Here is a 21,480-nt window from a genome sequence, read left to right as displayed (position 1 = left end):
CGGCTCTGAAATCTTTAACGAGAGCGGTTGTCGCGCGGCGGCCGGTAACCGTGACAGGCTGGGGGCCAAGTCCCGGCCCAGCTGAAGCCCGACAAGCCTTTTGCTCTTGCTGCAAAGCCCGTGATCGCAGGGCTCCGCAGGGCCACCTCACCGTGCCGGCCCGCTCATTCTGCGGTGGCAGCGATGTCAGCGGCTCAAGGCTACGCCATCGCGCGCGCCACATTCGGCGCGCGAAAACGCGCCTTTTTTCAAGATATTCGAAGGAAAACCCGCATATCTCCGCTACGGAGCATGGCGGCTTTCGAAGGCTCCTGGGGGAGCCCGGAAGATCACGCGGTGTCATGTTCGACCTTTCGGCAACCCCGCTATCCTGAAGGCTCAGGACCGGAGGCTTTGCGTCCCGCCGTTACCGACGGTTTGCCCTTTCGAGATCAAGGCGATCTCATCGGTCTGTTAATGGGCATAGTTAATCGAGCCCGTCAAGGTTAATGAGAGCCGATTGCAAAGATGAAGGATTAATAGAAATTTCACGCTGACCCACGTTCGCGTGAAAATTTCGTGGATTCCGGAATAATCCGGGCAGTCGCCAAGATAAGGAGCGGAATTTGTCTTATCGCATCGCGGCATCGCTAATCGCGCGTCGCAATTGCTCTGCGGTATTGCGCTGAAGACTATAGTTAAACTCTATTTAACTGACGCGGACCCTGGGATTTTGACATGCTCACTGTGATCGGCGGCGCGGTCGCTCCCCTGGCGGCCAACTGCTTACGCCGCAGGCGCGGACAGACCCACGCGCAGAAGCGCTCCGCACGTCCATTCAGACTGCCGGCGCTAGCTTTATCGCTGCAAGGAACCCGCGCGCCTTGTGCGCCGGGCGACCGTCAGAACGGAATTTCGTCGTCATCCAGCCCGTCGTCGAACGCGCTGCTGCTCGAGCGCGCGCCACTGCCGCCAGACGAGGAGCGGCCACCGCTGAAGTCGTCGTTGCCGCCGCCCCAGCTATCGTTGCGGCTGCCGCCACCACCGCCCTGACCGCCGCCACCGCCGCCGCCCTGGCCGCCGTCGAGCATCGTCATCACAGCGCCGGGGCCGGAGAGCACGATCTCGGTGGAATAGCGGTCCTGCCCGTTCTGGTCCTGCCATTTGCGGGTCTGCAGCGAGCCTTCGAGGTAGACCTTCTTGCCCTTGCGCAGATATTTTTCGGCAATGCCGATCAGGCCATCCGAGCGGATCACGACGCTGTGCCATTCGGTCCGCTCACGGCGCTCGCCGGAGGCGCGATCGGTCCAGTTTTCCGACGTCGCGATGCGCAGATTGCAGATGCGTCCGCCATTGCTGAAGCTCTTCACTTCAGGATCGGCACCGAGATTGCCGACCAGAATGACCTTGTTGACGCTGCCTGCCATGGAGCTCTCCGAAAAACGCGACGAGGATAGGAAATCGAACGGCTGCTTATAAAGCTGAACGGCGTCTCGTCCAGATCGCAATACCGCTCAGCATCCGCCTTGCGTCGATTAAAGGCCGAAGGCGACCGCCGTCCAATAGGTCGCGCCCGCGGCCAGCCAGGCCAGCCCGAACAGATAGGCCGTCATGAAGAGCGGCCAGCGCCAGCCATTGGTCTCCCGCCGGGCAACCGCGATGGTCGACAGGCATTGCGGAGCGAACACGAACCAAGCGAGGAAGGCCAGCGCCGTCGGCAGCGACCAGCGCCCCTGCAGGCGTTCGCCGAGCGTGCGGGCGGTCTCATCCTCATCCTCACTGGCCTCGATGGCATTTGCCGTCGCGAGCGCCGACACGGCGACCTCACGCGCTGCCATGGCCGGGATCAGCGCCAGTGCGATTTCATGATTGAACCCCACTGGCCGCAGCACTGGCTCGATCACACTCGCGATGCGCCCAGCCGCACTATACTCGACCAGGCTGGCCGAACTGCCCGCCGGCGGCTTGGGGAAGGAGAGCAGCAGCCACAGGACAATGGTGGTGCCGAAGATGATCGTGCCGGCGCGGCGCAGGAAAATCCAAGCACGCTGCCACAGGCCGATGATGACGTCGCGCAGCATCGGCATCTGATATTTCGGCAATTCCATCAGGAAGCTGCCGCCCGGCCCCTTGATGACGCCCATGCGCAGCAGCATCGCAACGATGACCGCACCGATGATGCCGGAGACATAGAGCGCAAACAGCACCAGACCCTGCAGGCCAACCCCGCCCCAGACCGTGGTCGAGGGAATGAAGGCGGCGATGATCAGCGTATAGACCGGCAGGCGCGCCGAGCAGGTCATCAGCGGCGCGATGAGGATGGTCGTGAGGCGATCCTTGGGGTCCGAGATGGTCCGCGTCGCCATGATGCCGGGAATGGCGCAGGCGAAGCTGGAAAGCAGCGGAATGAATGCGCGACCGGACAGGCCCACCCGCGCCATCAGACCATCCATCAGGAAGGCGGCGCGGGTCATGTAGCCCGTCGCCTCCAGCATGAGGATGAAGAAGAAGAGAATGAGGATCTGCGGCAGGAAGACGACCACCGACCCCACGCCGTTGATGACGCCCTGTACGATGAGATCGCGCACGAAGCCTTCGGGCAGGATCGCTTCCATCGCCGCCTGAAGAGAGGCGAATGCTGCCTCGATCATGGCGATCGGCGCCTCGGACCAGGCGAAAACGGCCTGGAAGATGACGAACAGCAGCGCCAGCAGGATGAGCGGTCCCAGGAGTGGATGGAGCACGATCCGGTCGATCTGTGCGGTGATCCGGCGGGTGGGCGTTTCGGCGACGATGGCACGCTGGGCGATTCGGCGCGCTTCGCGACGCAGATCATCGGCATCCCGCGCTGCGTGCGTTGCGAGGACGGCGGGCGCGGGAGCATGGGCCGGCACTGCCGCCACCATGGCCGCCTTCAGATCATCCAGCCCGCGCCGGCGCACGGCGACGGTCGGGATGACCGGCACGCCCAAGTCGGTCGCAAGCTGTGTCGCGTCCAGTTCCAGTCCGTCGCGGGTCGCCAGGTCGACCATGTTCAGCGCCAGAATGCAGGGCGAGCCGAGTGCGATCAATTCCAGCGCGAAGCGCAGGTGATTGTCGAGATTGGCGGCATCGACGACGATGACGAGGAGGTCCGGCCGCCGTTCACCTTCCTGATGGCCGAACACGACATTGCGGGTCACCTGCTCGTCCGGGCTCTTTGCATCGAGACTGTAGGTACCGGGAAGATCGACAAGATCGGCCATCCTTCCATCCGGCAGCACCAGCCTGCCGAGCTTGCGCTCGACGGTGACGCCCGGATAATTGCCGACCTTCTGATGCGCGCCGGTCAGCGCATTGAAGAGCGCGCTCTTGCCGGCATTGGGGTTGCCGACCAGCGCGATGGTGAAGCGATCATCCATCACGCCGCTGCCCCACCTGCATCAGCCGCAGTACGGACATGGATGGCATCGGCATGCGCTGCCCTCATGGCGACGATCATGCGCCCGATGCGGCAGGCATGCGCGCCGCGACCGGTAAATCCGGCGCGATGGAGCAGTTCAACGCTGGCGCCCTCATGCAGGCCGAGCTCACGCAAGCGGCGACCGTCCATCTCGGATATGGCGTTCCAGTCGACACTGTCGACATAGGCGGGGCGATTGGGTTCTAGGGAGGTCAGGCGCAACGCAATATCGATCTCTGGTGGTTTTGCGAACGACTATCAATATCGCCCGAGAGAAGCAAGGCGATGCTGGCGCGGCCGTGGCTTATCGGCAGGACGCCAGACGTTTAGCGCCCCCGGTAGCGCAGCCGGCCCAGGAAACGCGCCATGCTGAAATGCTGGTCGGTCTGCCCAGTCAGCCGGCCCTTGGCTTTCTCGAACCGCATGATCCCTTCGATCCGCCGCGCCAGAAAGGCGCGGGTGTCAGCATAATCCGCGCTCTCGTCATTGACGAAGACGAGCAGGGTCGCGGCATAGACTCCCGCCAGGGTGGTACGCTTGGAATAATGATTATAATCCACCGCGCGGTCCCCGGCGGCGCGCCACATCGCATCGGCGGCGCGCCAGCCCAGCCGGGTCGCGCGCGGCAGGTTGAGCGGCATCGCCAGCACGGCCTGAGCGCGGCGCAGCGCCTCGCGATTGGGCGCCAGCACGGCAAGCCGGGCTTCGACCAGTGCCGTGATCCGCTCGCGAATTTTCATCGCAGCCAGACGCTCCGCCGGCAGGGCATCGAGCATGGCCTGATCGACGCTGGCGAACCACGCATCGATCATAGTCAGAGCGCCGCCGGAGAAAGCCAGCGCCGCCACGTCCCGATCCACACCAGCTGTGTCGGCTGCGACCGCGAGAGCCGCATCGGACCAGCCATCGAAGGCGGCATTGGCCGCGATCAACGGCGCGAGCCGCAGTCGCAGGTCGTCCAGTGTCTCATCAGCCAGCAGACCGGCAGTCTGCGGCGCGGCGGTGGGGGGCGCGAGGGTCATGGCCCCTGCTCTACGGCATTTTCACGCGCGAGGAAATCGCTGCCGCCATCGCCATGGCCGTCTCAGCGATACTCTTCGGCGATCTCCAGCATGCGGATCGCAGCAACGGCGGCCTCGCCACCCTTGTTCTTGCGGGCCGGATCGGCACGTTCGAGCGCCTGCGCCTCGTTTTCCACGGTCAGAATGCCATTGCCGATCGGGATGCCATCCATGGTGAGCGCCATCAGTCCACGCGCGCTTTCGTTGGAGACGATCTCGAAATGATAGGTTTCGCCACGGATCACGACGCCGATGGCGACGAAGCCCTCGTAGCGCCCGCTCTCTGCGGCCAGCGACACGGCAGCCGGAATCTCCAGCGCGCCGGGCACGGTGAGCACGTCGACCAGATGACCTGCCGCCTCCAGCGCCGCCCGCGCGCCGGCGATCAGCATATCGTTGAGGTGGTCATAGAAGCGCGCTTCGACGATCAGAAACTTGGCCATGTCGGTTCCTTTCAAGACATATGTTCGTGAGCTTATCTGAACGCCGTGCCGGCAATCACCGCGAGCGTGCCCGCCATCACCAGCAGACCGCCCGTCAGGCGGCGCCAGCCGAGCCTCTCCTTGAGCATCCACGCGCCGAGCACAAGCCCGAAGACGATGCTCGATTCGCGCACCGCCGCCACCGCGCCGACTGGCGCCAGACCAAGCGCGAACAGCGCCGGGGCAAACGCAACCACGGCCATCACCCCCGCCCGGAGCCCGGCGACCCGGTCGCGGATCATGAGGGACAAGGCGTTGCGACCGTGGCGCACCACCAGAGCGGCCGGCATGGGGAATGACCCGAGCAGGAAGAACCAGGCGATGAAGGTCAGCGAATCCGGCGCGGCGCGCACGCCCTTGGCATCGACCAGCGTGTAACAGGTGGTGAGCAGCCCGGCGATGGCGGCGGCGGCAAAGCCGGCCGGCGAAATGGAGCGGCCGCTCGCCAGCACCAATATGCCGGCGCTCACGACCGCGATGCCGGTCAGGACGAAACCATCCAGCCGGTCGCCCAGCAACGCCATACCGAGCAAGGCGGTGAACACCGGCACGAAGCCGCGAGCGATGGGATAGGCCGCATTGAAATCGCTGACCGAATAGGACCAGGAAAGGACCAATTGATAGATGGCATGAACCACGACGGCCGCGAGCAGCCAGGGCCAGAGCACTGCCGGCGGCAGGCCGATCCACAGCACGAATGGCAGGGCGAGCACGAATTCGACGCAGCGAATCCAAGCCAGCACCGCCAGCTTGTTCTCGCCCGATTTGAGCAGCGCATGCGCTGCCGCCGAGGCGAGCGCCGAAAACAATGCGAGCAGGAGGCCGGTTAGGACCGCCGCAGCGCTCCCTTCGATCATGGTCAGACGCCCGTGATCGCCCGCTCCTCGACAACCGCCAGATCATAGCCATCCAGCGCGATCAGATTGTGGTGGCTGTTGGTGAGCAGGATCATGTCATGCACGCCGAGATCGGCCAGGATTTGCGCGCCGACGCCATAATCGCGCAGCTCGTCCATGCCGGCTGGGCTCGCCTCACCGGTACGGATTTTCATCTGCCGGCTGAACCGGTCTTCGCTCGGGCGATTGATGACGACGATGACGCCGGCCCCTGCCTCCGCGATCATTTCCATCGCGCGGGAGAGCAGGCTGGCGCGCGGCCCTTCTTCCCCGAAAATATCGGTGAAGACAGACACCTGATGCATGCGCACAAGTGTCGGCTGCTCGGGCGTGACATGCCCCTTGATGAGCGCAACCTGTTCGGACTCGGTCGCCCGATTGAAGAAGGTCACCGCGCGCCACTCGCCGCCCCAGCGGCTGGTGAACGTGGCTTCTGCGCGCCGCTCCAGCATGTGATCGTTGCGGCGGCGATAGGCGATGAGATCGCGAATGGTGCCGATTTTGAGGCGATGCTTCTGCGCGAAGGGGATGAGATCATCGAGGCGGGCCATGGTCCCGTCGTCCTTCATAATCTCGCAGATCACGCCGGAGGGATTGAGACCCGCCAGCCGCGCGACGTCCACCGCCGCCTCAGTATGGCCGGTGCGCACGAGCACCCCGCCATCGCGTGCGATCAGCGGGAAGACATGGCCCGGGGTCACGATGGCCTCGCGCCCCTTGGAGGCATCGATAGCCACGGCGACGGTCCGTGCGCGGTCGGCTGCGGAGATTCCGGTGGTCACGCCTTCGCGGGCCTCGATTGACACCGTGAAAGCCGTCTCATGCCGGGTGCCGTTGCTGGCGCTCATCAGGTTGAGGCCCAGCGTTTCGACGCGCTGACGGGTCAGCGCCAGACAGATGAGGCCGCGGCCGTGCGTGGCCATGAAGTTGATCGCATCCGGGGTGGCCATCTGCGCGGGGATGACCAGATCGCCCTCATTCTCGCGATCCTCGTCATCGACCAGAATGAACATCCGGCCATTGCGCGCCTCGTTGATGATCTCCTCGGCGCTGGCCAAAGCCGTGCCATGGGCGCGGGCAAGCAGATAGCTTTCCAGCTTGCCCAGTGTGTCGGCGGTGGGATTCCAGTCGGCTTCATCCAGCCGGCGCAGGCTGTTGGCGTGGAGCCCGGCGGCACGGGCGAGACCGGAGCGGGACAGAATGCCATCCCGCACCAGCTTACGGACGTTTTCGATCAATTCGCTGCTCATGACGGGCAGATATCACATTGTAATGTGATTGCCAACGTTTCCCGGCAGCTGCGCCTTAGTTGCGGGCCTGATGATCCTTCATGCGCGCCAGATATCGGGCCAGCACGTCGATTTCCAGATTGACCGGCTGGCCCGGTGCGAGCTGGCCGAAGGTCGTCACCGACCAAGTGTGCGGAATGATGTTGAGGCCGAAGGTCGACCCCTCCGGACCGTCTTCCACGGAATTCACGGTCAGCGATACGCCATCGACCGTGATCGACCCCTTGGCCGCGACATAGGGGGCAAGATCGGCCGGAAGCCGCACGGTCACCCGGTGCGAATCACCTTCGGCTGTGACGTCTGCGACTTCGCCGATGCCATCGACATGCCCGGTGACGATGTGCCCGCCCAGCTCATCCCCGAGCTTGAGCGCGCGCTCCAGATTGAGCAACCGCCCTTCTGCCCAGGCGCCCTGCGCGGTGCGCGAGACGGTCTCGGCGGACAGGTCGACCGCGAACCAGTTGGCGCCCTTGTCCACCACTGTAAGGCACACGCCGGAACAGGCAATGGAGGCGCCGATATCCACGCCCTCCATGTCATAATGGCAGCCGATGACCAGACGCAGGTCGCCGCGCTGCTGCGCGCTCTGGATGGTGCCGATGTCGGTGATGATGCCGGTAAACATGCCTGCTGCTCTATGCGGGCCGCACGCGTTCGTAAACCTCCAGCCGGTCTGGCGCCAAATTGCGCGCGTCGACCAGCCGCCAGCGGCCGTGGGCATCGGCCAGACGATTGAGCCCAATGTCGCCCAGCGCCGCCTTGCCGCGCCCGATGAGGATCGGCGCGCGGTAGAGCAGAAGGCGATCCACCAGATCGGCCGCGAGAAAGGCGCCAGCCGTTTGCGCGCCGCCCTCGACCATCAGATGATCGCCGGGAAGGCCTGCGATTTGAGCCGGAGTTTGGATCGCAAGCCAACCATCTGGCGCCGCACCGCTGTGACTTAGGAGCACCCGGACGGGCGAGCGCGCCTCCAGCCCGGGCAGGCGCACGTCCAGCCGGGGCTGATCCTGCGTGAGCGTGCCGCGCCCAACCAGGATCAGCTCATGCCGCGCCCGCTCCAGATGCGTGTGCGCCCGCGCCGCTGGGCCGGTGATCCACTGGCTCGTCCCGTCTGCCTGCGCAATGCAGCCGTCGAGCGAGGTGGCGAGCTTGAGTGTAACGTGAGGACGCGCGGCCCGCTGGCGCGTGAAGAAGCCAGCCATCGCTTCGCGCGCTCTGGACGCTAGTTCTGGCAGTGCCTCAACGGTCAACCCCGCGTCCCGCAAGCGCGCGATGCCGCGACCGTTGGTCCGTGGATCGGGATCGCCCGCCGCCACGACGACGCGACGCACGCCGGCCTCCACCAGCAGATCCGAACAGCAAGGGCCGCGCGCGGATTGGTGCGCGCAGGGCTCCAGGCTGGCATAGGCCGTGCTGCCCCGCGCCGATGCCCCGGCCATGGCCAGCGCCATCGCCTCGGCATGAGGGCGGCCGCCAGGCTGAGTCCAGCCCCGCCCGACGACGCGGCCTGCGGCATCGAGCATTATGCATCCGACATTGGGATTGGGCGCGGTGCGACCGCGCGAGCGGTGGGACAAGGCGATGGCTGCCATCAGCCAGGCGCTGTCGCCCGGAAGAGTCAGGGCGTTGCCGTCGCGGTATTGCCCGCTACGCCGCCTTCCTTGGCCAGAGCCGCAGCAAGCTTCTGCTGCAACTCCTTTTCCTTCGCATCGAACAGTTCTTCGCGCTCGCGCTTGGTGCGCGCGGCATCTTCGCGCCAGTCGATACCGAGACTATCGGCGAGGCGCTGAAACTCGCCCTGCTTGCTCTCAAGCGCCACCCGATACCGCGCGAAATCCTCAATCTGGCGCTGGATGATCGCACTGTCCGGCCGGTTGGCCTCCCAATTCTCGATGTAGATGATCTGCCGTTCCTGCCCCGGCTTGCGCGAGTCGATCGCGAACCCCCAGAGCAGAACGCCAGTCAGCGTCACCGAGAGCGCAAGAATGCTCCAGCGGTGCGGGCGATCGGGCGCGAACATCTCGCGCAGATCGGACGCAGCACTCCGTGGAGAAACCGGGCGGGGAAAAATGGCCATGGCGCCTACATAGGGAGGCACCATGGCCTTGAAAAGCAGCGCGTCATCGTGACGCCCCGCTTAACGCTCCAGTTCGAAGCGCAAGGTGAGCACCTGCTCGGACGCGACCGGTACGCCATCCCGCGTGGCCGGGCGGAAACGCCAAGCCCGCAGCGCGTGGCGCTGGGCCGCCTCGAAGAAGGCCGGACCGCTCGCGCGGACCTGCTCGACCGCGGTCACCCGTCCACGCTCGTCGATGCTGACCCGCACCGTGACGCTGCCCTCGCGCCCTTCGCGCTGCATGGCGGGCGGATAAGGCGGGCGAAACCGGTCAGCAAACCGCGCATCCGGCTGAGCGGGCACGATGACTGGCGCAGCGGGCGGCGTGACGATGGTCTTGCCGGCATCCGGGTCAGGCAAAGGGGGGTAGGGCTTCGTCGTCAAATCGGTCATGGTGCCGAGGTTGATCTGCGGATCGACCCTCACCGGGTCGCGTGGCGTATCGAGCGGGCGAGTCGGCTGAGTCTCCACTTTCGCCTCCGGCTCCGGTGTGACGGGCGGCGGCAACGGAGCGGTCGGGACGAACCGCACATCAATGGGAGGGGTCGGTGAGGGCCTCAAATAATGGGTGGCCGGCAAGGCGATCAGCAGCCCGATCAGCCCGCCATTAAACGCAATGGCCGCTGCCAGCGCGCCCGGTGACCGCCGGGCCGCATAGCCGCTCTGGGGGGCATAGGATGATTGAGACGACACAAGGGACATGACACCTCTCCTGATTTTATTTGTGATGTTATACTATCACTAAATAGAGATCAGGCGAAGCGGTTTTTATAGGGTGTCAGAGTGCGTATGGGTCGGCCGCCGGTGGGCGTTACCGGCGCCGAGTATCGCTCAGCTGGTGGCGGCAGCACGCAGCCGGGCGAGCGCGCGATCCCGCCCGATCAGCGGTAGCAGCGCGGCCATGTCCGGGCCGTGATCCACGCCGGTGAGGGCGAGACGCAGCGGCAGGAATAATGCCTTGCCCTTGCGCCCGCTGCCCTGCTTGAGGGCACTGGTCAGCGCCCGCCAGGGATCGGCGGCGAAGTCGATATCCGCTGCCACCTCGGCAGCCTGGGCGAGGAATGCGCGGTCTTCGGCATCAAGATCGGGCCGCGCGATCTCGCCGCTGAGCACCGCAACCCAATCCGCTGCCCCCGCCACCGTCTCGAGATTGGGCTGCACGACCGGCCATGCGGCAGCATCGATGTGCGCCGGGAGGCGATCGGCGACCGCCTCATAGGGCAGCATGTGGACGATCTTGGCGTTGAGGCCGAACAGCTCTTCATCCGAGAAGCGGGCGGGCGCTCGCCCGAAATGCGCGAAATCGAAGCGCTCGACCAGCGGGGCCATGTCGATCACAGGCTCCACCGGATCGCTGGTGCCGAGCCGCGCAAGCAGCGCGCTGATAGTGATCGCCTCGACCCCCGCTTCCCGCAGATCGCCAACGCCGACCGCGCCGAGTCGCTTGGAGAGCTTGCCTTCCGCGCCGGTGAGCAGGGCCATATGGGCAAACTGCGGCAGCGGCGCACCCAGCGCCGCAAACATCTGCAACTGCGTGGCCGTGTTGGAGACATGATCCTCGCCGCGCAGCACATGGGTGACGCCCATGTCGATATCGTCGATCACCGAGGGCAGCATGTAGAGCCAGCTGCCGTCCGCCCGGCGAATCACCGGGTCGGAGAGCAGCCGGGGGTCGAAATGCTGGTCGCCCCGGATCAGGTCGACCCATTCGATCGGCGCATCATGATCCAACTTGAAGCGCCAATGCGGCTGCTCGCCGGCGGCCTGCTTCGCCGCGATCTCGTCCGCGCTCAGCGCCAGCGCCGCACGGTCATAGACCGGGGGCAGACCGCGCCCGAGCAGGATCTTGCGCCGCAAGTCCAGCTCCTGCGCCGACTCGAAGCAGGGATAGACCCGCCCGGCAGCCCGCAGTGCCGCGAACTTCTCCTCATAAAGGTCGAACCGCGCGGACTGGCGCACCTCGCCATCCATCGTGAGGCCAAGCCAGGCGAGATCGGCCCGAATGCCCTCGACAAAACGTTCCTCGCTGCGCGCCGTATCGGTATCGTCGATGCGCAGCAGGCACTGCCCGCCCATCTTGCGCGCCCACAACCAGTTATGCAGCGCCGCGCGGATGTTGCCGACATGCAGATGGCCGGTCGGCGACGGCGCGAAACGGGTGATGACGGTCATGGTTCAGGCGGTCCGGAAAGCATTGGTGATGGGATAACGCCGGTCGCGGCCGAAATTGCGGCCACCCAGCTTCACTCCCGGCGGTGCCTGCCGGCGCTTATATTCGGCCACGTAAAGCAGCCGCTCGATGCGGGCGACGGTCGCGCGATCAAAGCCCATGGCAGCAAGCTGATCGACCGACTTTTCCTGCTCGACCAGGCCGTAGAGAATTGGATCCAGCACCTCATAAGGCGGCAGGCTGTCCGAATCCTTCTGGTCCTCGCGCAATTCGGCGGTGGGTGGCTTGGTGATAACCCGTTCCGGCATTACCGGCCCGTCCGGCCCTAGGCCCAGCGCCGGCTTCTCCGCATTGCGCCAGCGCGAGAGATCGAACACGGTCGTTTTGTAGGCATCCTTGAGCACCGAATATCCGCCCGCCATGTCGCCATAAATGGTCGCATAGCCCACGCTCATCTCGCTCTTGTTGCCGGTGGTGAGCAGCATGTGGCCGAACTTGTTGGAGAGCGCCATCAGCGTCACGCCACGAATGCGCGACTGGATGTTTTCCTCGGTCAGGTCCGCCGTTCGCTCCGCGAACACATCCGCCAGCATGGCATCGAACGCGCCGACAGCGGGGGAAATCGGGATGGTATCGAGCCGGCAGCCGAGCAGACGCGCGCACTCCGCCGCATCGTCCAGGCTTTCCTGGCCGGTGAAACGGGAGGGCATCATCACGCACCAGACGCGATCCGCACCCAGCGCATCCACCGCCACGGCTGCGGAAAGCGCGCTGTCTATCCCGCCCGAAAGGCCCAGCACCACGCCGGGAAAGCGGTTGCGATTCACATAGTCGCGCAGGCCCACGACCATCGCGTGATAAATATCCGCCGGATGCGCATCGAGCGCGTGGACCTCGCCCGGTTTGCAGAACCAGCGGCCATCGTCGCCTCGGTCCCACTGCGTGATGACCAGCGCTTCCTCCCAGTCCGGCAGCATATGGGCGATGTCGCCGTCCGCATTCAGCACGAAGGAAGCGCCGTCAAATACCAGCTCGTCCTGCCCGCCAACGCGGTTGAGATACAATAGCGGCAAGCCCGTCTCGTTGACGCGCTCCATGCACACGCCCCGGACGCGGAAATCATCCTTGGCCACCTCATAGGGGCTGCCGTTGATCGAGATGAGCAGCTCCGCGCCCTTTTCCGCCAGATGCCCGGTGACGAAGGGGAACCAGATGTCCTCGCAGATCGGCAGACCCAGCTTCACGCCGCGAAACTCGACCGGGTCTGGCAGCGGGCCGGGTGCGAACAGGCGCTTCTCGTCAAAGGTGCCGTAATTGGGCAGCTCGCGCTTCTGGCGGATCGCGACAACCTTGCCGCCATCGAGAAGCGCCGCGCAATTGAACAGCAGGCCTTTGTTGGCGATGACCGTGCCGACAAGCATCGCCGGGCCGCCATCCGCCGTCGCCTCGGCAAGCCGATGCAGCGCGGTCTCGGCGCGTGCGGCCAGCGCGGGCTTGAGCACCAGATCCTCGGGCGGATAGCCGATGAGCTGCAATTCGGGATAGACGATCAGATCTGCGCCCTGCTCGCGCGCCTTGTCCCGCCAGGCCAGCATGGCCTCCGCATTACCCGTGATATCGCCCATGCTCTGATTGAGCTGGGCCATGGCGATCCGGAGAGAGGCTGTCATAGCGCCGCTTTATGGGCGGGCGGGGGCGGGAGCAAGGGCGTCGCCGAGCCGGATATGCGGGCGCGCCGCGCCATTGACCGCAATCCCTTGTCCCCGAACCGTCACAAGCGCCTTTTCAGCGGCGCACCTGCTCGCTAGAGGGGCCGCGACAACCGCAGCCATGGGGACCCCGACATGAAGATCATCTCTGGCAACGGCAACATGCCGCTCGCCCAGGCGATTGCCGATTATGTGGAGCTCCCGCTCACCGATGCGAGCGTGCGGCGTTTTGCGGACGAGGAAATCTTCGTCGAGATTCATGAGAATGTGCGCGGCGAGGACGTGTTCGTCGTGCAGTCGACCAGCTATCCGGCGAACGACAATCTCATGGAACTGCTGATCATGATCGATGCGCTCAAGCGCGCCTCGGCGCGGCGCATCACGGCGGTGGTCCCTTATTTCGGCTACGCCCGGCAGGACCGCAAGCCGGGCCCGCGCACGCCGATCTCGGCCAAGCTGGTGGCGAACCTCATCACCACCGCCGGCGCCAATCGCGTCCTCTCGGTCGACCTCCATGCCGGGCAGATTCAGGGCTTCTTCGATATCCCGACCGACAATCTGTTCGGCGCACCGGTGATGTCCGCGGACATTCAGGCCCGTTTCCCGAATGAGAATCTGATGGTCGTCTCGCCCGACGTCGGCGGCGTGGTCCGTGCTCGCGCGCTGGCCAAGCGGCTCGACAATGCGCCGCTCGCCATCGTCGACAAGCGCCGCGAGCGCGCTGGCGAATCGGAAGTGATGAACATCATCGGTGACGTGAAGGGCCGCTTCTGCATCCTGATCGACGATATCGTCGATTCGGCGGGCACGCTCTGCAACGCAGCCGCCGCGCTGAAGAATGCCGGCGCGACCGACGTCGTGGCTTATGTGACGCATGGCGTGCTCTCGGGCGGCGCTGTCGCGCGGGTGGAAGGCTCCGCCCTGCGCGAGCTGGTCATCACCGACTCGATTCTCGCCACGCCATCCGTCGCGGCCTCGACCAAGATCCGGCAACTGCCGATTGCGCCGCTGCTCGGTGAAGCCATCCGCCGCATTGCCGACGAAAGCTCGGTCAGCTCGCTGTTCGACTGATCGGGCGTCGGGGCAGCTGACCCCGGCCGCAGATCAGAAACCGGCGTCGAGTCGGCGCAGACGCATGGTGGCGCCGACAAAGCCCATCACGCAGATCATCAGCGACCAGCGCGCCGCCTCGGGCGCGGAACGCAGCAACAGGGCAAGGCCCAGCGCCGCGAACAGAGCCACTATTGCGCCTGCGATCCTGCCAAACCCGAACATTATACGCCTTCCGCTCCCGCGATAGCCGATGACACGGATTCGCCATGCGCCGAACAGCGGCTGACAATCCACGACATTGACGGTGCCGGCTGGCCCAAACCGGGGTGGCCCGTCGATTTTGGGAGAGACTGTGTCATCCAATCCACAGCCAGGGCGGCACGAACGGTCCGCCCATTAACGGATGCGCCCATGTGGCGCCGAGCCAGAGGATGACGCCGCCGAGCACCGGGACGACGCCTGGCCACAGCGCGTGCCACTCCGCCTTGCCGGACAGGAGCGCAGCGAATGGCACAAAGCTCGTGCGCGCCTGCCATTGGCGCCATGGCGCACCCAGGAGCCGCGCCTTCTTCCGGTCCTGCCCCAGCGCGCCCGCGCTGGCGAGCAGGGCGATGCCGCCACTCAGGATCAGCGTCCGTCCGGATGGCCAGAGCGTGGCGTGAACCAGCGCCCAGAGAATGAAGCTCCACATCATCGGGTGGCGCGTCACGGCATAGACACCCCGGGCGCGGTCATCTGCCCGGTGGGATCGACCATCGCCGGATTGCCGATGAGCGAGCCAACCAACATGACGCCAGCGAGCGCCATCACGAGTCCGCCAAGGTGCCACAGGCCGATGGGCGCCATCCACAGCAGCGGCGCGGCGGGCGCGGCCCGGAAAGCGAGGATCGTCAAGCCCAGCGTGGCAAAGGCGGTGAGGGTATAGAAGCCAAGAAAGCCCCGCTCGCCCAGCCGCGCCACCAGAGGCGCACGAAGGGGATGGGACAGGAGAAGGTGCGTGCCGACGAAGCTCCCCATCGCCAGAGCCAGATGTATCAAAGCCTGCATGAGACGTACCTCCTGGACGCTGCCGCCTGTCCAGCTTCTACACCGAGTCTGACGGTGCTGAAACGCTGGCCTTGATGCCATCACGCTGCCAATAGGGCGCCATGACTCGCCCCGCCCTGCCCATATCGTCCGACGCACCCTTTGTGCTGCTCGATGATGCGCGGGCAGACGGATCGGGCAGCGCAATGCTATTCCGCGACCCGGTCGAGATCATCCGCGCCGATCGGCTGGTCGATGTGTTGCCTGCGCTGGCGCGGGTGGACGCTGCCGTCAAAACCGGCCTCCACGCCGCCGGCTACCTCTCTTATGCGGCGGGCCACGCCTTCGAGGCGCGGCTGAACGGCTATGTGCCGCGCGAGGGCGATGCCGGGCCCTTGCTCTGGTTCGGCTTGTTCGACGCGCCCCAGCCCATCGCGGCGGATGCCGTGGATGCGCTGTTGCCGGAGACGCCCGTCACGATCGGCCCGATCGAGCCGATGATCTCGCGCGCGGACTATGGCCGCGCCATCGGGACAGTGCTGGACTATATCCGCGCCGGCGACATCTATCAGGCGAACCTGACCTTCCCTGCGCGAGTCGCCATCAATGGCGATCCCCTCGCCGCCTATCGCGCCATCCGGCCCCGCGCCGCCGCCGGCCACGGCGCCTTGCTGCGCCATGACGGCCGGCATGTCCTCTCCTTCTCACCCGAGAGTTTCTTCACGCTGGCCGATGGCACGGTGACGACCCGGCCGATGAAAGGCACTGCGCGGCGCGATGCCGATCCGGACCGCGATGCCGCCGCCGCACGCGACCTCGCCAGCGACCCCAAGCAGCGCGCCGAAAATCTGATGATCGTTGACCTGTTGCGCAACGACATCTCGCGCGTAACGCAGGCGGGCAGCGTCGCGGTGCCGGCGCTCTTCCATGTCGAGCATTATCCGACGGTCCATCAGATGATCTCCGTCGTCGAGGGCCGGCTGCAACCGCAACTTGGCCCGGCGGACGTGCTGCGCGCCCTCTTTCCTTGCGGATCGATCACCGGCGCGCCCAAGCTGCGCGCCATGGAGATTATCCGCGAGGTCGAACGGTTCGGGCGCGGACTCTATACGGGCAGCATCGGCCATATTGCACCGGACGGTACCGCACGGTTCAATGTCGCCATCCGCACCATCGTGTTGGAGAAGGATGCCCGGACGGGCATCGTGGGGCTGGGCTCCGGCATCGTTGCGGACAGCCAGCCGGAAGCAGAATGGCAGGAATGCCTCGACAAGGGACGGTTTCTGGCCGTTGAGGAGAACGTGCTTTGATCGCAAAGGCCCATCATTTCGACCTCATCGAAACCATGGCCTTCGATCCCGAGATCGGCTTGCCCCTTCTCGATCTCCACATCCGGCGACTCGAACGCAGCGCGCACGAACTCGGCTTCATTCTCGACCGGCATGAGCTGCGCAACGAGCTGCAGGCCGCGACCTTCGGCTTTGTCGAGCCAAGGCGCGTGCGCATCCTGCTCGGCCGGATCGGCACGCTCAGCATCGAGGTTCGCGAAATGCCGCCCTTGCTGGAGGGACCGGCGTCGGTGAGCATCGCGCCCCGCCTGCTCGGCGGAGACGATATTCGCGTGCGGCACAAGACCACGGACCGGCGCCATTATGAGGTGCCCCTGCGGCAATCGGGCACGTTCGAAGTGCTGCTGACCGACGAGGCCGGCTATCTGACGGAGGGTTGCTTCACCAACCTGTTCCTCCAGCGGGGCGAGACCCTGCTGACGCCACCCCTTGCGCGCGGCCTGCTGCCGGGCGTGCTGCGCCAGAGCCTGATCGACCAGGGCAAGGCGCAGGAGGCCGACCTGCGGCCGGAAGATCTGGCAGACGGTTTCCTCATCGGCAATGCCGCGCGCGGGCTGATGGCTGCGAGGCTGGTTGCGCCGCACGGCTGAGCGCACTATGCACCGCGCCGTCCGGGAGCGTCCCGGGCGCCACGCGCATCATCCCTGACTGTCAGGAGCTTTCCCATGTCCCGGACTTCCGCCGCCCTCGGCCGTATTCAGCCCAGCGCCACGCTCGCGATGACCGACAAGGTCATTGCCCTCAAGCGGGAAGGCAAGGACATCATCGGCCTTTCCGCCGGCGAGCCGGACTTCGACACGCCCGATTTCGTGAAGGATGCCGCCATCGCCGCGATCCGCGGTGGGCAGACCAAGTACACGAACGTCGACGGCACCGCCGAGTTGAAGGAAGCGATCGCCGCCAAGTTCAAGCGCGATAACGAGCTCTCCTACAAGACGAGCGAGATCAGCGTGAACTCGGGCGGCAAGCACACACTGTTCAATGCGCTGGTCGCGACGGTGGAAGCCGGCGACGAGGTCATCATCCCCGCGCCTTATTGGGTGAGCTATCCCGACATCGTGAACTTTGCCGGCGGCACACCGGTGATCATCGCGGCCGGTGCCGACCAGCTCTACAAGATCACGCCGGCCCAGCTCGACGCCGCGATCACGCCCAAGACGCGCTGGGTTCTGCTCAACTCGCCCTCCAACCCGACGGGCGCGGCCTATTCCGGCGAGGAACTGATGGCGCTCGGTGAGGTGCTGCGCAAGCACCCGCATGTGCTGATCCTCACCGACGACATGTACGAGCATGTCTGGTACGCGCCGACGCCGTTCAAGACGATCGCGCAGGTCTGCCCGGATCTCTACGAGCGCACGCTGACCGTGAACGGCGTGTCCAAGGCTTATTCGATGACCGGCTGGCGCATCGGCTATGCCGGTGGTCCGCAGTGGATCATCAAGGCGATGGCCAAGCTGCAGTCGCAGTCGACCTCCAACCCCTGCTCGATCAGCCAGGCCGCGGCGACGGCCGCGCTGAATGGCGATCAGAGCTTCCTCATCGAGCGCAACGAGGCATTCCGCAAGCGGCGCGATCTGGTGGTGGCGATGCTGAACGACGCGCCGGGCCTCAACTGCCCGACGCCCGAAGGCGCCTTCTACGTCTATCCCGATGCCGCCGGCTGCATCGGCAAGACCACGCCCGAGGGCAAGACCATTGCCACGGACGAGGACCTCATCACCTACTTCCTCGAGAGCAAGGGCGTCGCAGCCGTCCACGGCGGCGCCTTCGGCCTCGCCCCGGCCTTCCGCGTAAGCTACGCGACCTCCGAAGAAATCCTGCGCAAGGCCTGCACGCGCATCCAGGAAGCCTGCGCCGCGCTGAACTGATAAGGACAGGCCGGTCTGAGCGGGAACGCTGGGCCGGCCTGCCTCCAGCGCCGCCTGATGGGCGCCATTGCCGGCGTCGGCACGGATATTCTTCGAGCAGCTCTCCGTTCGTCCTGAGTAGCTGCTGAGCCCGTCGAAGCAGCGTATCGAAGGACCGGCCCGTACGCTGCGATGCTTCGATACGGCTCTTCGATATGCGCCTGCGGCGCTCCTCAGAGCCTACTCAGCACGAACGGTGAAGATCGGCGAAGACCGCTTCGGCGTCATGATCGGAGCTTCCCCAGGCGAAGAAATGCTCCCCGACGCAAGGCTCGTCCAACTAGTCCTTGTCGAACAGCGCCGCGAGCTGCTCAACCATCGCCCCGCCCAATTGCTCGGCATCCATGATCGTCACGGCGCGCTTGTAATAACGGGTGACGTCATGGCCGATGCCGATGGCGATCAGCTCGACCGGTGAGCGCCCTTCGATCCAGCCGATCACTTGCCGCAGGTGCCGCTCCAGATAGGTGCCGTTATTCACCGACAGCGTCGAATCGTCGACCGGCGCGCCATCGGAAATCACCATGAGGATGCGCCGCTCCTCGGACCGGGCGAGCAGGCGATTGTGCGCCCAGAGCAGCGCTTCCCCGTCGATATTCTCCTTGAGCAGCCCCTCGCGCATCATCAGGCCGAGGCTGGCCTTGGCACGGCGCCAGGGCTCATCCGCCTTCTTATAGATGATGTGGCGCAGATCATTAAGACGACCGGGCCGGGGCGGGCGCCCGGCGGCGAGCCATTGTTCGCGACTCTGCCCGCCTTTCCACGCCCGGGTGGTGAAGCCCAGCACTTCGGTCTTCACGCCGCAGCGCTCCAGCGTGCGCGCCATGATATCCGCGCTGATCGCTGCGATGCCGATGGGGCGCCCCCGCATAGAGCCGCTATTGTCGATCAGCAGCGTCACCACCGTATCGCGGAAATCGGTGTCCCGCTCCATCTTGTAGGAGAGCGAGTGCGCGGGATTGACGACAACGCGCGCCAGTCGCGCGGCATCGAGCATGCCTTCTTCCTGGTCGAAATCCCAGCTGCGGTTCTGCTGGGCCTGCAGGCGCCGCTGCAGACGGTGCGCCAGCTTGGAGACCGCGCCTTGGAACGGGGCGAGCTGCTGGTCAAGAAAACCACGCAGGCGCACGAGTTCATCGGCATCGCACAGGTCGAGCGCCGTCACCACCTCGTCGAACTTCGTCGTATAGGCGTGGTAGTCGAAGTCCGGCGGCAGGTCCGACAAGGGGCGATTGGGGCGCACGGGCATGGCGCCATCGTCATCCTGCGCGTCGCCATCGCCATCCTCATCCGAGTCGCCGTCCTGCTCTTGGCGCTCTTCGGACATCTCCTCGCCCGGCTCGCCCTTATCCTCGCCGCGCGTGTCGGCGCGGGACTGGTCGTCCTCATCGCCCTCGTCTTCTTCCTTGTCCTCGTCCTGCTGATCGGATTGCTCGTCCTGGTCCTCGTCATCCTCATCGGGCGATTCGGGCGGAACCTCCGCGCGCACCAGCTCGAGATGCTGGAGCATCGAGAGCACCTTGTCCTGAAAGGCCTGCTGATCGTCGAGGCACAAAGACAGGCCTTCAAAATCGTCAGCGGCCTTCTCGTCGATCCACTCGCGCAGAAATTCGATGCCCTTGAGCGATTCGGGCGGCGGCGCTTCCCCGGTCAGCTTTTCGCGCAGCAGCAAGGCAACGGCGCCCTGAACCGGCACTTCGTCGGCCGATTGCGCGCGCGTGATCGGGTCGGAATGGGTGCGCATGTCCAGCGCGGCGGCGAGATTGGCCCGCATGCCGGCGTAGTTCTTGGACCCCAGCGCCTCATAGCGGACCATCTCGACGGCATCATAGACGGCACGCGCGGCGGGCTCGCTCGGCGCCCGCGCGGAATGGAGTCGCGCATCATGGTGGCGAAGCTTGAGCGCGAAGCTGTCTGCAAAGCCGCGCGCGAGCGCGACCTGATCCGCCGGCAGATTGCGCGTCGGCGTGGGCACCTTAATCTGCTTGCCGGCGAGGTGCGGTGCATCGGGCGTGAAGCCGAGCTCAACCTCGGCATCATGCGCGACAGCGCGCGAGGCGCCGGTGAGAACTTCCTTGAAGCGGTCGAGGGGGGAACGGTCAGCCATGATGTACAATGGGCTGGTCCAGCGCCCCGATCCTGTCAACCCTCCTGCCCTTTGGCAGAGCGGCCCATCTCAGCCCGTCAACCTTTGCGCGCTCAGCTGTGCCGCTGTGGAACAGCACCCAAATTATTAGGATTTCTTGGTTAAATCCATTTTCGAACGCGGCCTGCCTGCCTATCAGCGTCCCCAAGGGACGGTGCTGGAGCGGCCAGGCCGCGCAGCTTTTTGTGATAGGACGATTGCCCATGATCCGGACTGCCTGCCTTGCCGCGATGCTGACGAGCGGCGCACTCCTGCCGATCCAGAGCGTCAGCGCGGCGGTCAATCTCAATGCGCGCATCGCCCTGCTGACCAGCATTCTGCACACCGAGGCCAGCTTCTCGCAGCGCGATTTCAGCTTTGCGATCAACAGCGGCGGCAGCCAGCAGATGGTCTTCAAGGGCCTGGATGGCGTGCGCAACTTCAACAATTATGCCCAGCTCAACAATTGGCTGGGCCACTATGCGGATTCGCAAGGCGTTTTCGAGGGCGGCCAGTACAAATTCACCCACTCCGTGCTCGACAGCTATTTCACCAGTCCGGCACCTGCCACGCCGATGGCGACCGTGACTGAACCGACGCCAACCGTGTTCGAAGGCGCACCCTACAAGTTCACCCATTCGGTGCTGGGCAGCTATTTCGACGAGGCCGCGGAGCCGCAGGCAGCGTCGCACACGGAGACCGCCGGCCCGCTGATGCGCGCGATGATGGCGCCGCCGCCCGCCATTCCGGAGCCGGCGACCTGGGCCATGATGATTGCCGGCTTCGCGCTGGCCGGCGTCGCCCTGCGCTACCGGGTGACCCGCACGCGCATCGCCTGATCACCCATTCGCGAAGGCGGCCCGCGCTCGGGCCGCC

22 protein-coding genes and 1 riboswitch are annotated in these 21,480 nt (G+C 65.5%); of the genes, 5 read left to right on the top strand and 17 right to left on the bottom strand.

Annotated elements, in window-relative coordinates; translation table 11 throughout:
* Positions 1 to 352 precede the first annotated feature (352 nt).
* A riboswitch (cyclic di-GMP riboswitch) is annotated at positions 353 to 432 on the bottom strand.
* A 449-nt stretch (positions 433 to 881) separates the two neighbouring features.
* The 13 genes from ssb to M2335_RS01705 all read right to left on the bottom strand — a co-directional run bounded on the left by ssb (position 882) and on the right by M2335_RS01705 (position 13,105).
* Complete coding sequence (gene ssb / locus M2335_RS01765) at positions 882 to 1,406, bottom strand: single-stranded DNA-binding protein (RefSeq protein ID WP_264577668.1); 525 nt, start codon at positions 1,404 to 1,406, stop codon at positions 882 to 884.
* Positions 1,407 to 1,514: 108 nt separating this feature from the next.
* Positions 1,515 to 3,380, bottom strand: a complete 1,866-nt coding sequence (gene feoB / locus M2335_RS01760) for a ferrous iron transporter B (RefSeq protein ID WP_264593586.1) — start codon at positions 3,378 to 3,380, stop codon at positions 1,515 to 1,517.
* Positions 3,380 to 3,643 carry a FeoA family protein gene (locus M2335_RS01755; RefSeq protein WP_264573940.1) on the bottom strand — a complete coding sequence of 88 codons (264 nt, stop codon included), beginning with the start codon at positions 3,641 to 3,643 and terminating at the stop codon, positions 3,380 to 3,382. Before M2335_RS01755 ends, feoB begins: the two co-directional genes overlap by 1 nt.
* A gap of 104 nt (positions 3,644 to 3,747) precedes the next feature.
* On the bottom strand, positions 3,748 to 4,443 hold the full coding sequence (locus tag M2335_RS01750; protein WP_264577669.1) for a COQ9 family protein: 696 nt from the start codon (positions 4,441 to 4,443) through the stop codon (positions 3,748 to 3,750).
* Positions 4,444 to 4,505: 62 nt separating this feature from the next.
* Positions 4,506 to 4,925, bottom strand: a complete 420-nt coding sequence (gene ribH / locus M2335_RS01745; protein ID WP_181561158.1) for a 6,7-dimethyl-8-ribityllumazine synthase — start codon at positions 4,923 to 4,925, stop codon at positions 4,506 to 4,508.
* Between the two features lie 32 nt (positions 4,926 to 4,957).
* A complete protein-coding gene (locus tag M2335_RS01740) occupies positions 4,958 to 5,821 on the bottom strand; it encodes a DMT family transporter (protein WP_264573942.1) in 864 nt (287 codons plus the stop codon).
* A 2-nt stretch (positions 5,822 to 5,823) separates the two neighbouring features.
* Entirely contained in the window at positions 5,824 to 7,110 is a 1,287-nt protein-coding gene (gene ribB / locus M2335_RS01735) for a 3,4-dihydroxy-2-butanone-4-phosphate synthase (RefSeq protein ID WP_264571710.1), read from the bottom strand.
* A 55-nt stretch (positions 7,111 to 7,165) separates the two neighbouring features.
* Positions 7,166 to 7,774, bottom strand: coding sequence for a riboflavin synthase (locus tag M2335_RS01730; protein WP_264593585.1), 609 nt, complete (start codon positions 7,772 to 7,774; stop codon positions 7,166 to 7,168).
* Positions 7,775 to 7,784: 10 nt separating this feature from the next.
* On the bottom strand, positions 7,785 to 8,741 hold the full coding sequence (gene ribD, locus M2335_RS01725) for a bifunctional diaminohydroxyphosphoribosylaminopyrimidine deaminase/5-amino-6-(5-phosphoribosylamino)uracil reductase RibD (RefSeq protein ID WP_264593584.1): 957 nt from the start codon (positions 8,739 to 8,741) through the stop codon (positions 7,785 to 7,787).
* A 26-nt stretch (positions 8,742 to 8,767) separates the two neighbouring features.
* Positions 8,768 to 9,226 (bottom strand): OmpH family outer membrane protein, encoded by a 459-nt coding sequence (locus M2335_RS01720; protein WP_264593583.1) that lies wholly within the window; start codon positions 9,224 to 9,226, stop codon positions 8,768 to 8,770.
* 60 nt (positions 9,227 to 9,286) lie between these two features.
* On the bottom strand, positions 9,287 to 9,967 hold the full coding sequence (locus tag M2335_RS01715; protein WP_264593582.1) for an energy transducer TonB: 681 nt from the start codon (positions 9,965 to 9,967) through the stop codon (positions 9,287 to 9,289).
* A 129-nt stretch (positions 9,968 to 10,096) separates the two neighbouring features.
* Positions 10,097 to 11,437 (bottom strand): glutamate--tRNA ligase, encoded by a 1,341-nt coding sequence (gene gltX, locus M2335_RS01710; protein WP_264593581.1) that lies wholly within the window; start codon positions 11,435 to 11,437, stop codon positions 10,097 to 10,099.
* 3 nt (positions 11,438 to 11,440) lie between these two features.
* Positions 11,441 to 13,105 (bottom strand): NAD+ synthase, encoded by a 1,665-nt coding sequence (locus tag M2335_RS01705; protein ID WP_264593580.1) that lies wholly within the window; start codon positions 13,103 to 13,105, stop codon positions 11,441 to 11,443.
* 174 nt (positions 13,106 to 13,279) lie between these two features.
* Here M2335_RS01705 and M2335_RS01700 point away from each other — a divergent pair, with 174 nt between their 5' ends.
* The gene (locus tag M2335_RS01700) at positions 13,280 to 14,215 is read left to right on the top strand and encodes a ribose-phosphate pyrophosphokinase (protein ID WP_181561149.1); all 936 of its coding nucleotides are present in this window, start codon (positions 13,280 to 13,282) and stop codon (positions 14,213 to 14,215) included.
* A gap of 33 nt (positions 14,216 to 14,248) precedes the next feature.
* Here the strand turns inward: M2335_RS01700 and M2335_RS01695 are convergent, their stop codons facing one another.
* From M2335_RS01695 to M2335_RS01685, 3 genes are all read right to left on the bottom strand, one after another.
* Entirely contained in the window at positions 14,249 to 14,386 is a 138-nt protein-coding gene (locus M2335_RS01695) for a hypothetical protein (protein WP_264573947.1), read from the bottom strand.
* A 166-nt stretch (positions 14,387 to 14,552) separates the two neighbouring features.
* Positions 14,553 to 14,906 (bottom strand): NnrU family protein, encoded by a 354-nt coding sequence (locus tag M2335_RS01690; RefSeq protein ID WP_264593579.1) that lies wholly within the window; start codon positions 14,904 to 14,906, stop codon positions 14,553 to 14,555.
* The gene (locus M2335_RS01685) at positions 14,903 to 15,244 is read right to left on the bottom strand and encodes an NnrU family protein (protein WP_264593578.1); all 342 of its coding nucleotides are present in this window, start codon (positions 15,242 to 15,244) and stop codon (positions 14,903 to 14,905) included. Before M2335_RS01685 ends, M2335_RS01690 begins: the two co-directional genes overlap by 4 nt.
* Positions 15,245 to 15,345: 101 nt before the next feature.
* On the opposite strand from M2335_RS01685, the gene M2335_RS01680 reads away from it, so the two are divergent.
* From M2335_RS01680 to M2335_RS01670, 3 genes are all read left to right on the top strand, one after another.
* Complete coding sequence (locus tag M2335_RS01680; protein ID WP_264593577.1) at positions 15,346 to 16,533, top strand: aminodeoxychorismate synthase component I; 1,188 nt, start codon at positions 15,346 to 15,348, stop codon at positions 16,531 to 16,533.
* A gap of 35 nt (positions 16,534 to 16,568) precedes the next feature.
* A complete protein-coding gene (locus M2335_RS01675) occupies positions 16,569 to 17,162 on the top strand; it encodes an aminotransferase class IV (protein ID WP_264577577.1) in 594 nt (197 codons plus the stop codon).
* A gap of 75 nt (positions 17,163 to 17,237) precedes the next feature.
* Positions 17,238 to 18,440 carry a pyridoxal phosphate-dependent aminotransferase gene (locus M2335_RS01670; protein WP_264593576.1) on the top strand — a complete coding sequence of 401 codons (1,203 nt, stop codon included), beginning with the start codon at positions 17,238 to 17,240 and terminating at the stop codon, positions 18,438 to 18,440.
* A 319-nt stretch (positions 18,441 to 18,759) separates the two neighbouring features.
* Here M2335_RS01670 and cobT read toward each other — a convergent pair whose 3' ends face one another.
* Positions 18,760 to 20,586: a cobaltochelatase subunit CobT gene (gene cobT, locus M2335_RS01665; protein ID WP_264593575.1), complete on the bottom strand. Its 1,827-nt coding sequence runs from the start codon at positions 20,584 to 20,586 to the stop codon at positions 18,760 to 18,762.
* 242 nt (positions 20,587 to 20,828) lie between these two features.
* Between cobT and M2335_RS01660 the strand changes: the two genes are divergently transcribed.
* A complete protein-coding gene (locus M2335_RS01660; protein ID WP_264573952.1) occupies positions 20,829 to 21,443 on the top strand; it encodes a PEPxxWA-CTERM sorting domain-containing protein in 615 nt (204 codons plus the stop codon).
* Positions 21,444 to 21,480: the final 37 nt, after the last annotated feature.

Source organism: Sphingobium sp. B12D2B (assembly GCF_025961775.1).
GTDB lineage: Bacteria > Pseudomonadota > Alphaproteobacteria > Sphingomonadales > Sphingomonadaceae > Sphingobium.
Note: the sequence above shows the minus strand (reverse complement) of the source record. Positions and strands in the feature narration are given on the sequence as shown.

What these genes read in the sequence shown, in the direction of transcription:
- M2335_RS01660 (WP_264573952.1), top strand. Translation starts at nt 20,829, where the DNA reads ATGATCCGGACTGCCTGCCTTGCCGCGATGCTGACGAGCGGCGCACTC.
- M2335_RS01740 (WP_264573942.1), bottom strand. Translation starts at nt 5,821, where the DNA reads ATGATCGAAGGGAGCGCTGCGGCGGTCCTAACCGGCCTCCTGCTCGCA.
- M2335_RS01685 (WP_264593578.1), bottom strand. Translation starts at nt 15,244, where the DNA reads ATGCAGGCTTTGATACATCTGGCTCTGGCGATGGGGAGCTTCGTCGGC.
- M2335_RS01705 (WP_264593580.1), bottom strand. Translation starts at nt 13,105, where the DNA reads ATGACAGCCTCTCTCCGGATCGCCATGGCCCAGCTCAATCAGAGCATG.
- ribB (WP_264571710.1), bottom strand. Translation starts at nt 7,110, where the DNA reads ATGAGCAGCGAATTGATCGAAAACGTCCGTAAGCTGGTGCGGGATGGC.
- feoB (WP_264593586.1), bottom strand. Translation starts at nt 3,380, where the DNA reads ATGGATGATCGCTTCACCATCGCGCTGGTCGGCAACCCCAATGCCGGC.
- ssb (WP_264577668.1), bottom strand. Translation starts at nt 1,406, where the DNA reads ATGGCAGGCAGCGTCAACAAGGTCATTCTGGTCGGCAATCTCGGTGCC.
- M2335_RS01700 (WP_181561149.1), top strand. Translation starts at nt 13,280, where the DNA reads ATGAAGATCATCTCTGGCAACGGCAACATGCCGCTCGCCCAGGCGATT.
- M2335_RS01670 (WP_264593576.1), top strand. Translation starts at nt 17,238, where the DNA reads ATGTCCCGGACTTCCGCCGCCCTCGGCCGTATTCAGCCCAGCGCCACG.
- M2335_RS01750 (WP_264577669.1), bottom strand. Translation starts at nt 4,443, where the DNA reads ATGACCCTCGCGCCCCCCACCGCCGCGCCGCAGACTGCCGGTCTGCTG.
- gltX (WP_264593581.1), bottom strand. Translation starts at nt 11,437, where the DNA reads ATGACCGTCATCACCCGTTTCGCGCCGTCGCCGACCGGCCATCTGCAT.
- ribH (WP_181561158.1), bottom strand. Translation starts at nt 4,925, where the DNA reads ATGGCCAAGTTTCTGATCGTCGAAGCGCGCTTCTATGACCACCTCAAC.
- M2335_RS01675 (WP_264577577.1), top strand. Translation starts at nt 16,569, where the DNA reads ATGGCCTTCGATCCCGAGATCGGCTTGCCCCTTCTCGATCTCCACATC.
- M2335_RS01730 (WP_264593585.1), bottom strand. Translation starts at nt 7,774, where the DNA reads ATGTTTACCGGCATCATCACCGACATCGGCACCATCCAGAGCGCGCAG.
- M2335_RS01720 (WP_264593583.1), bottom strand. Translation starts at nt 9,226, where the DNA reads ATGGCCATTTTTCCCCGCCCGGTTTCTCCACGGAGTGCTGCGTCCGAT.
- cobT (WP_264593575.1), bottom strand. Translation starts at nt 20,586, where the DNA reads ATGGCTGACCGTTCCCCCCTCGACCGCTTCAAGGAAGTTCTCACCGGC.
- M2335_RS01680 (WP_264593577.1), top strand. Translation starts at nt 15,346, where the DNA reads ATGACTCGCCCCGCCCTGCCCATATCGTCCGACGCACCCTTTGTGCTG.
- ribD (WP_264593584.1), bottom strand. Translation starts at nt 8,741, where the DNA reads ATGGCAGCCATCGCCTTGTCCCACCGCTCGCGCGGTCGCACCGCGCCC.
- M2335_RS01715 (WP_264593582.1), bottom strand. Translation starts at nt 9,967, where the DNA reads ATGTCCCTTGTGTCGTCTCAATCATCCTATGCCCCCCAGAGCGGCTAT.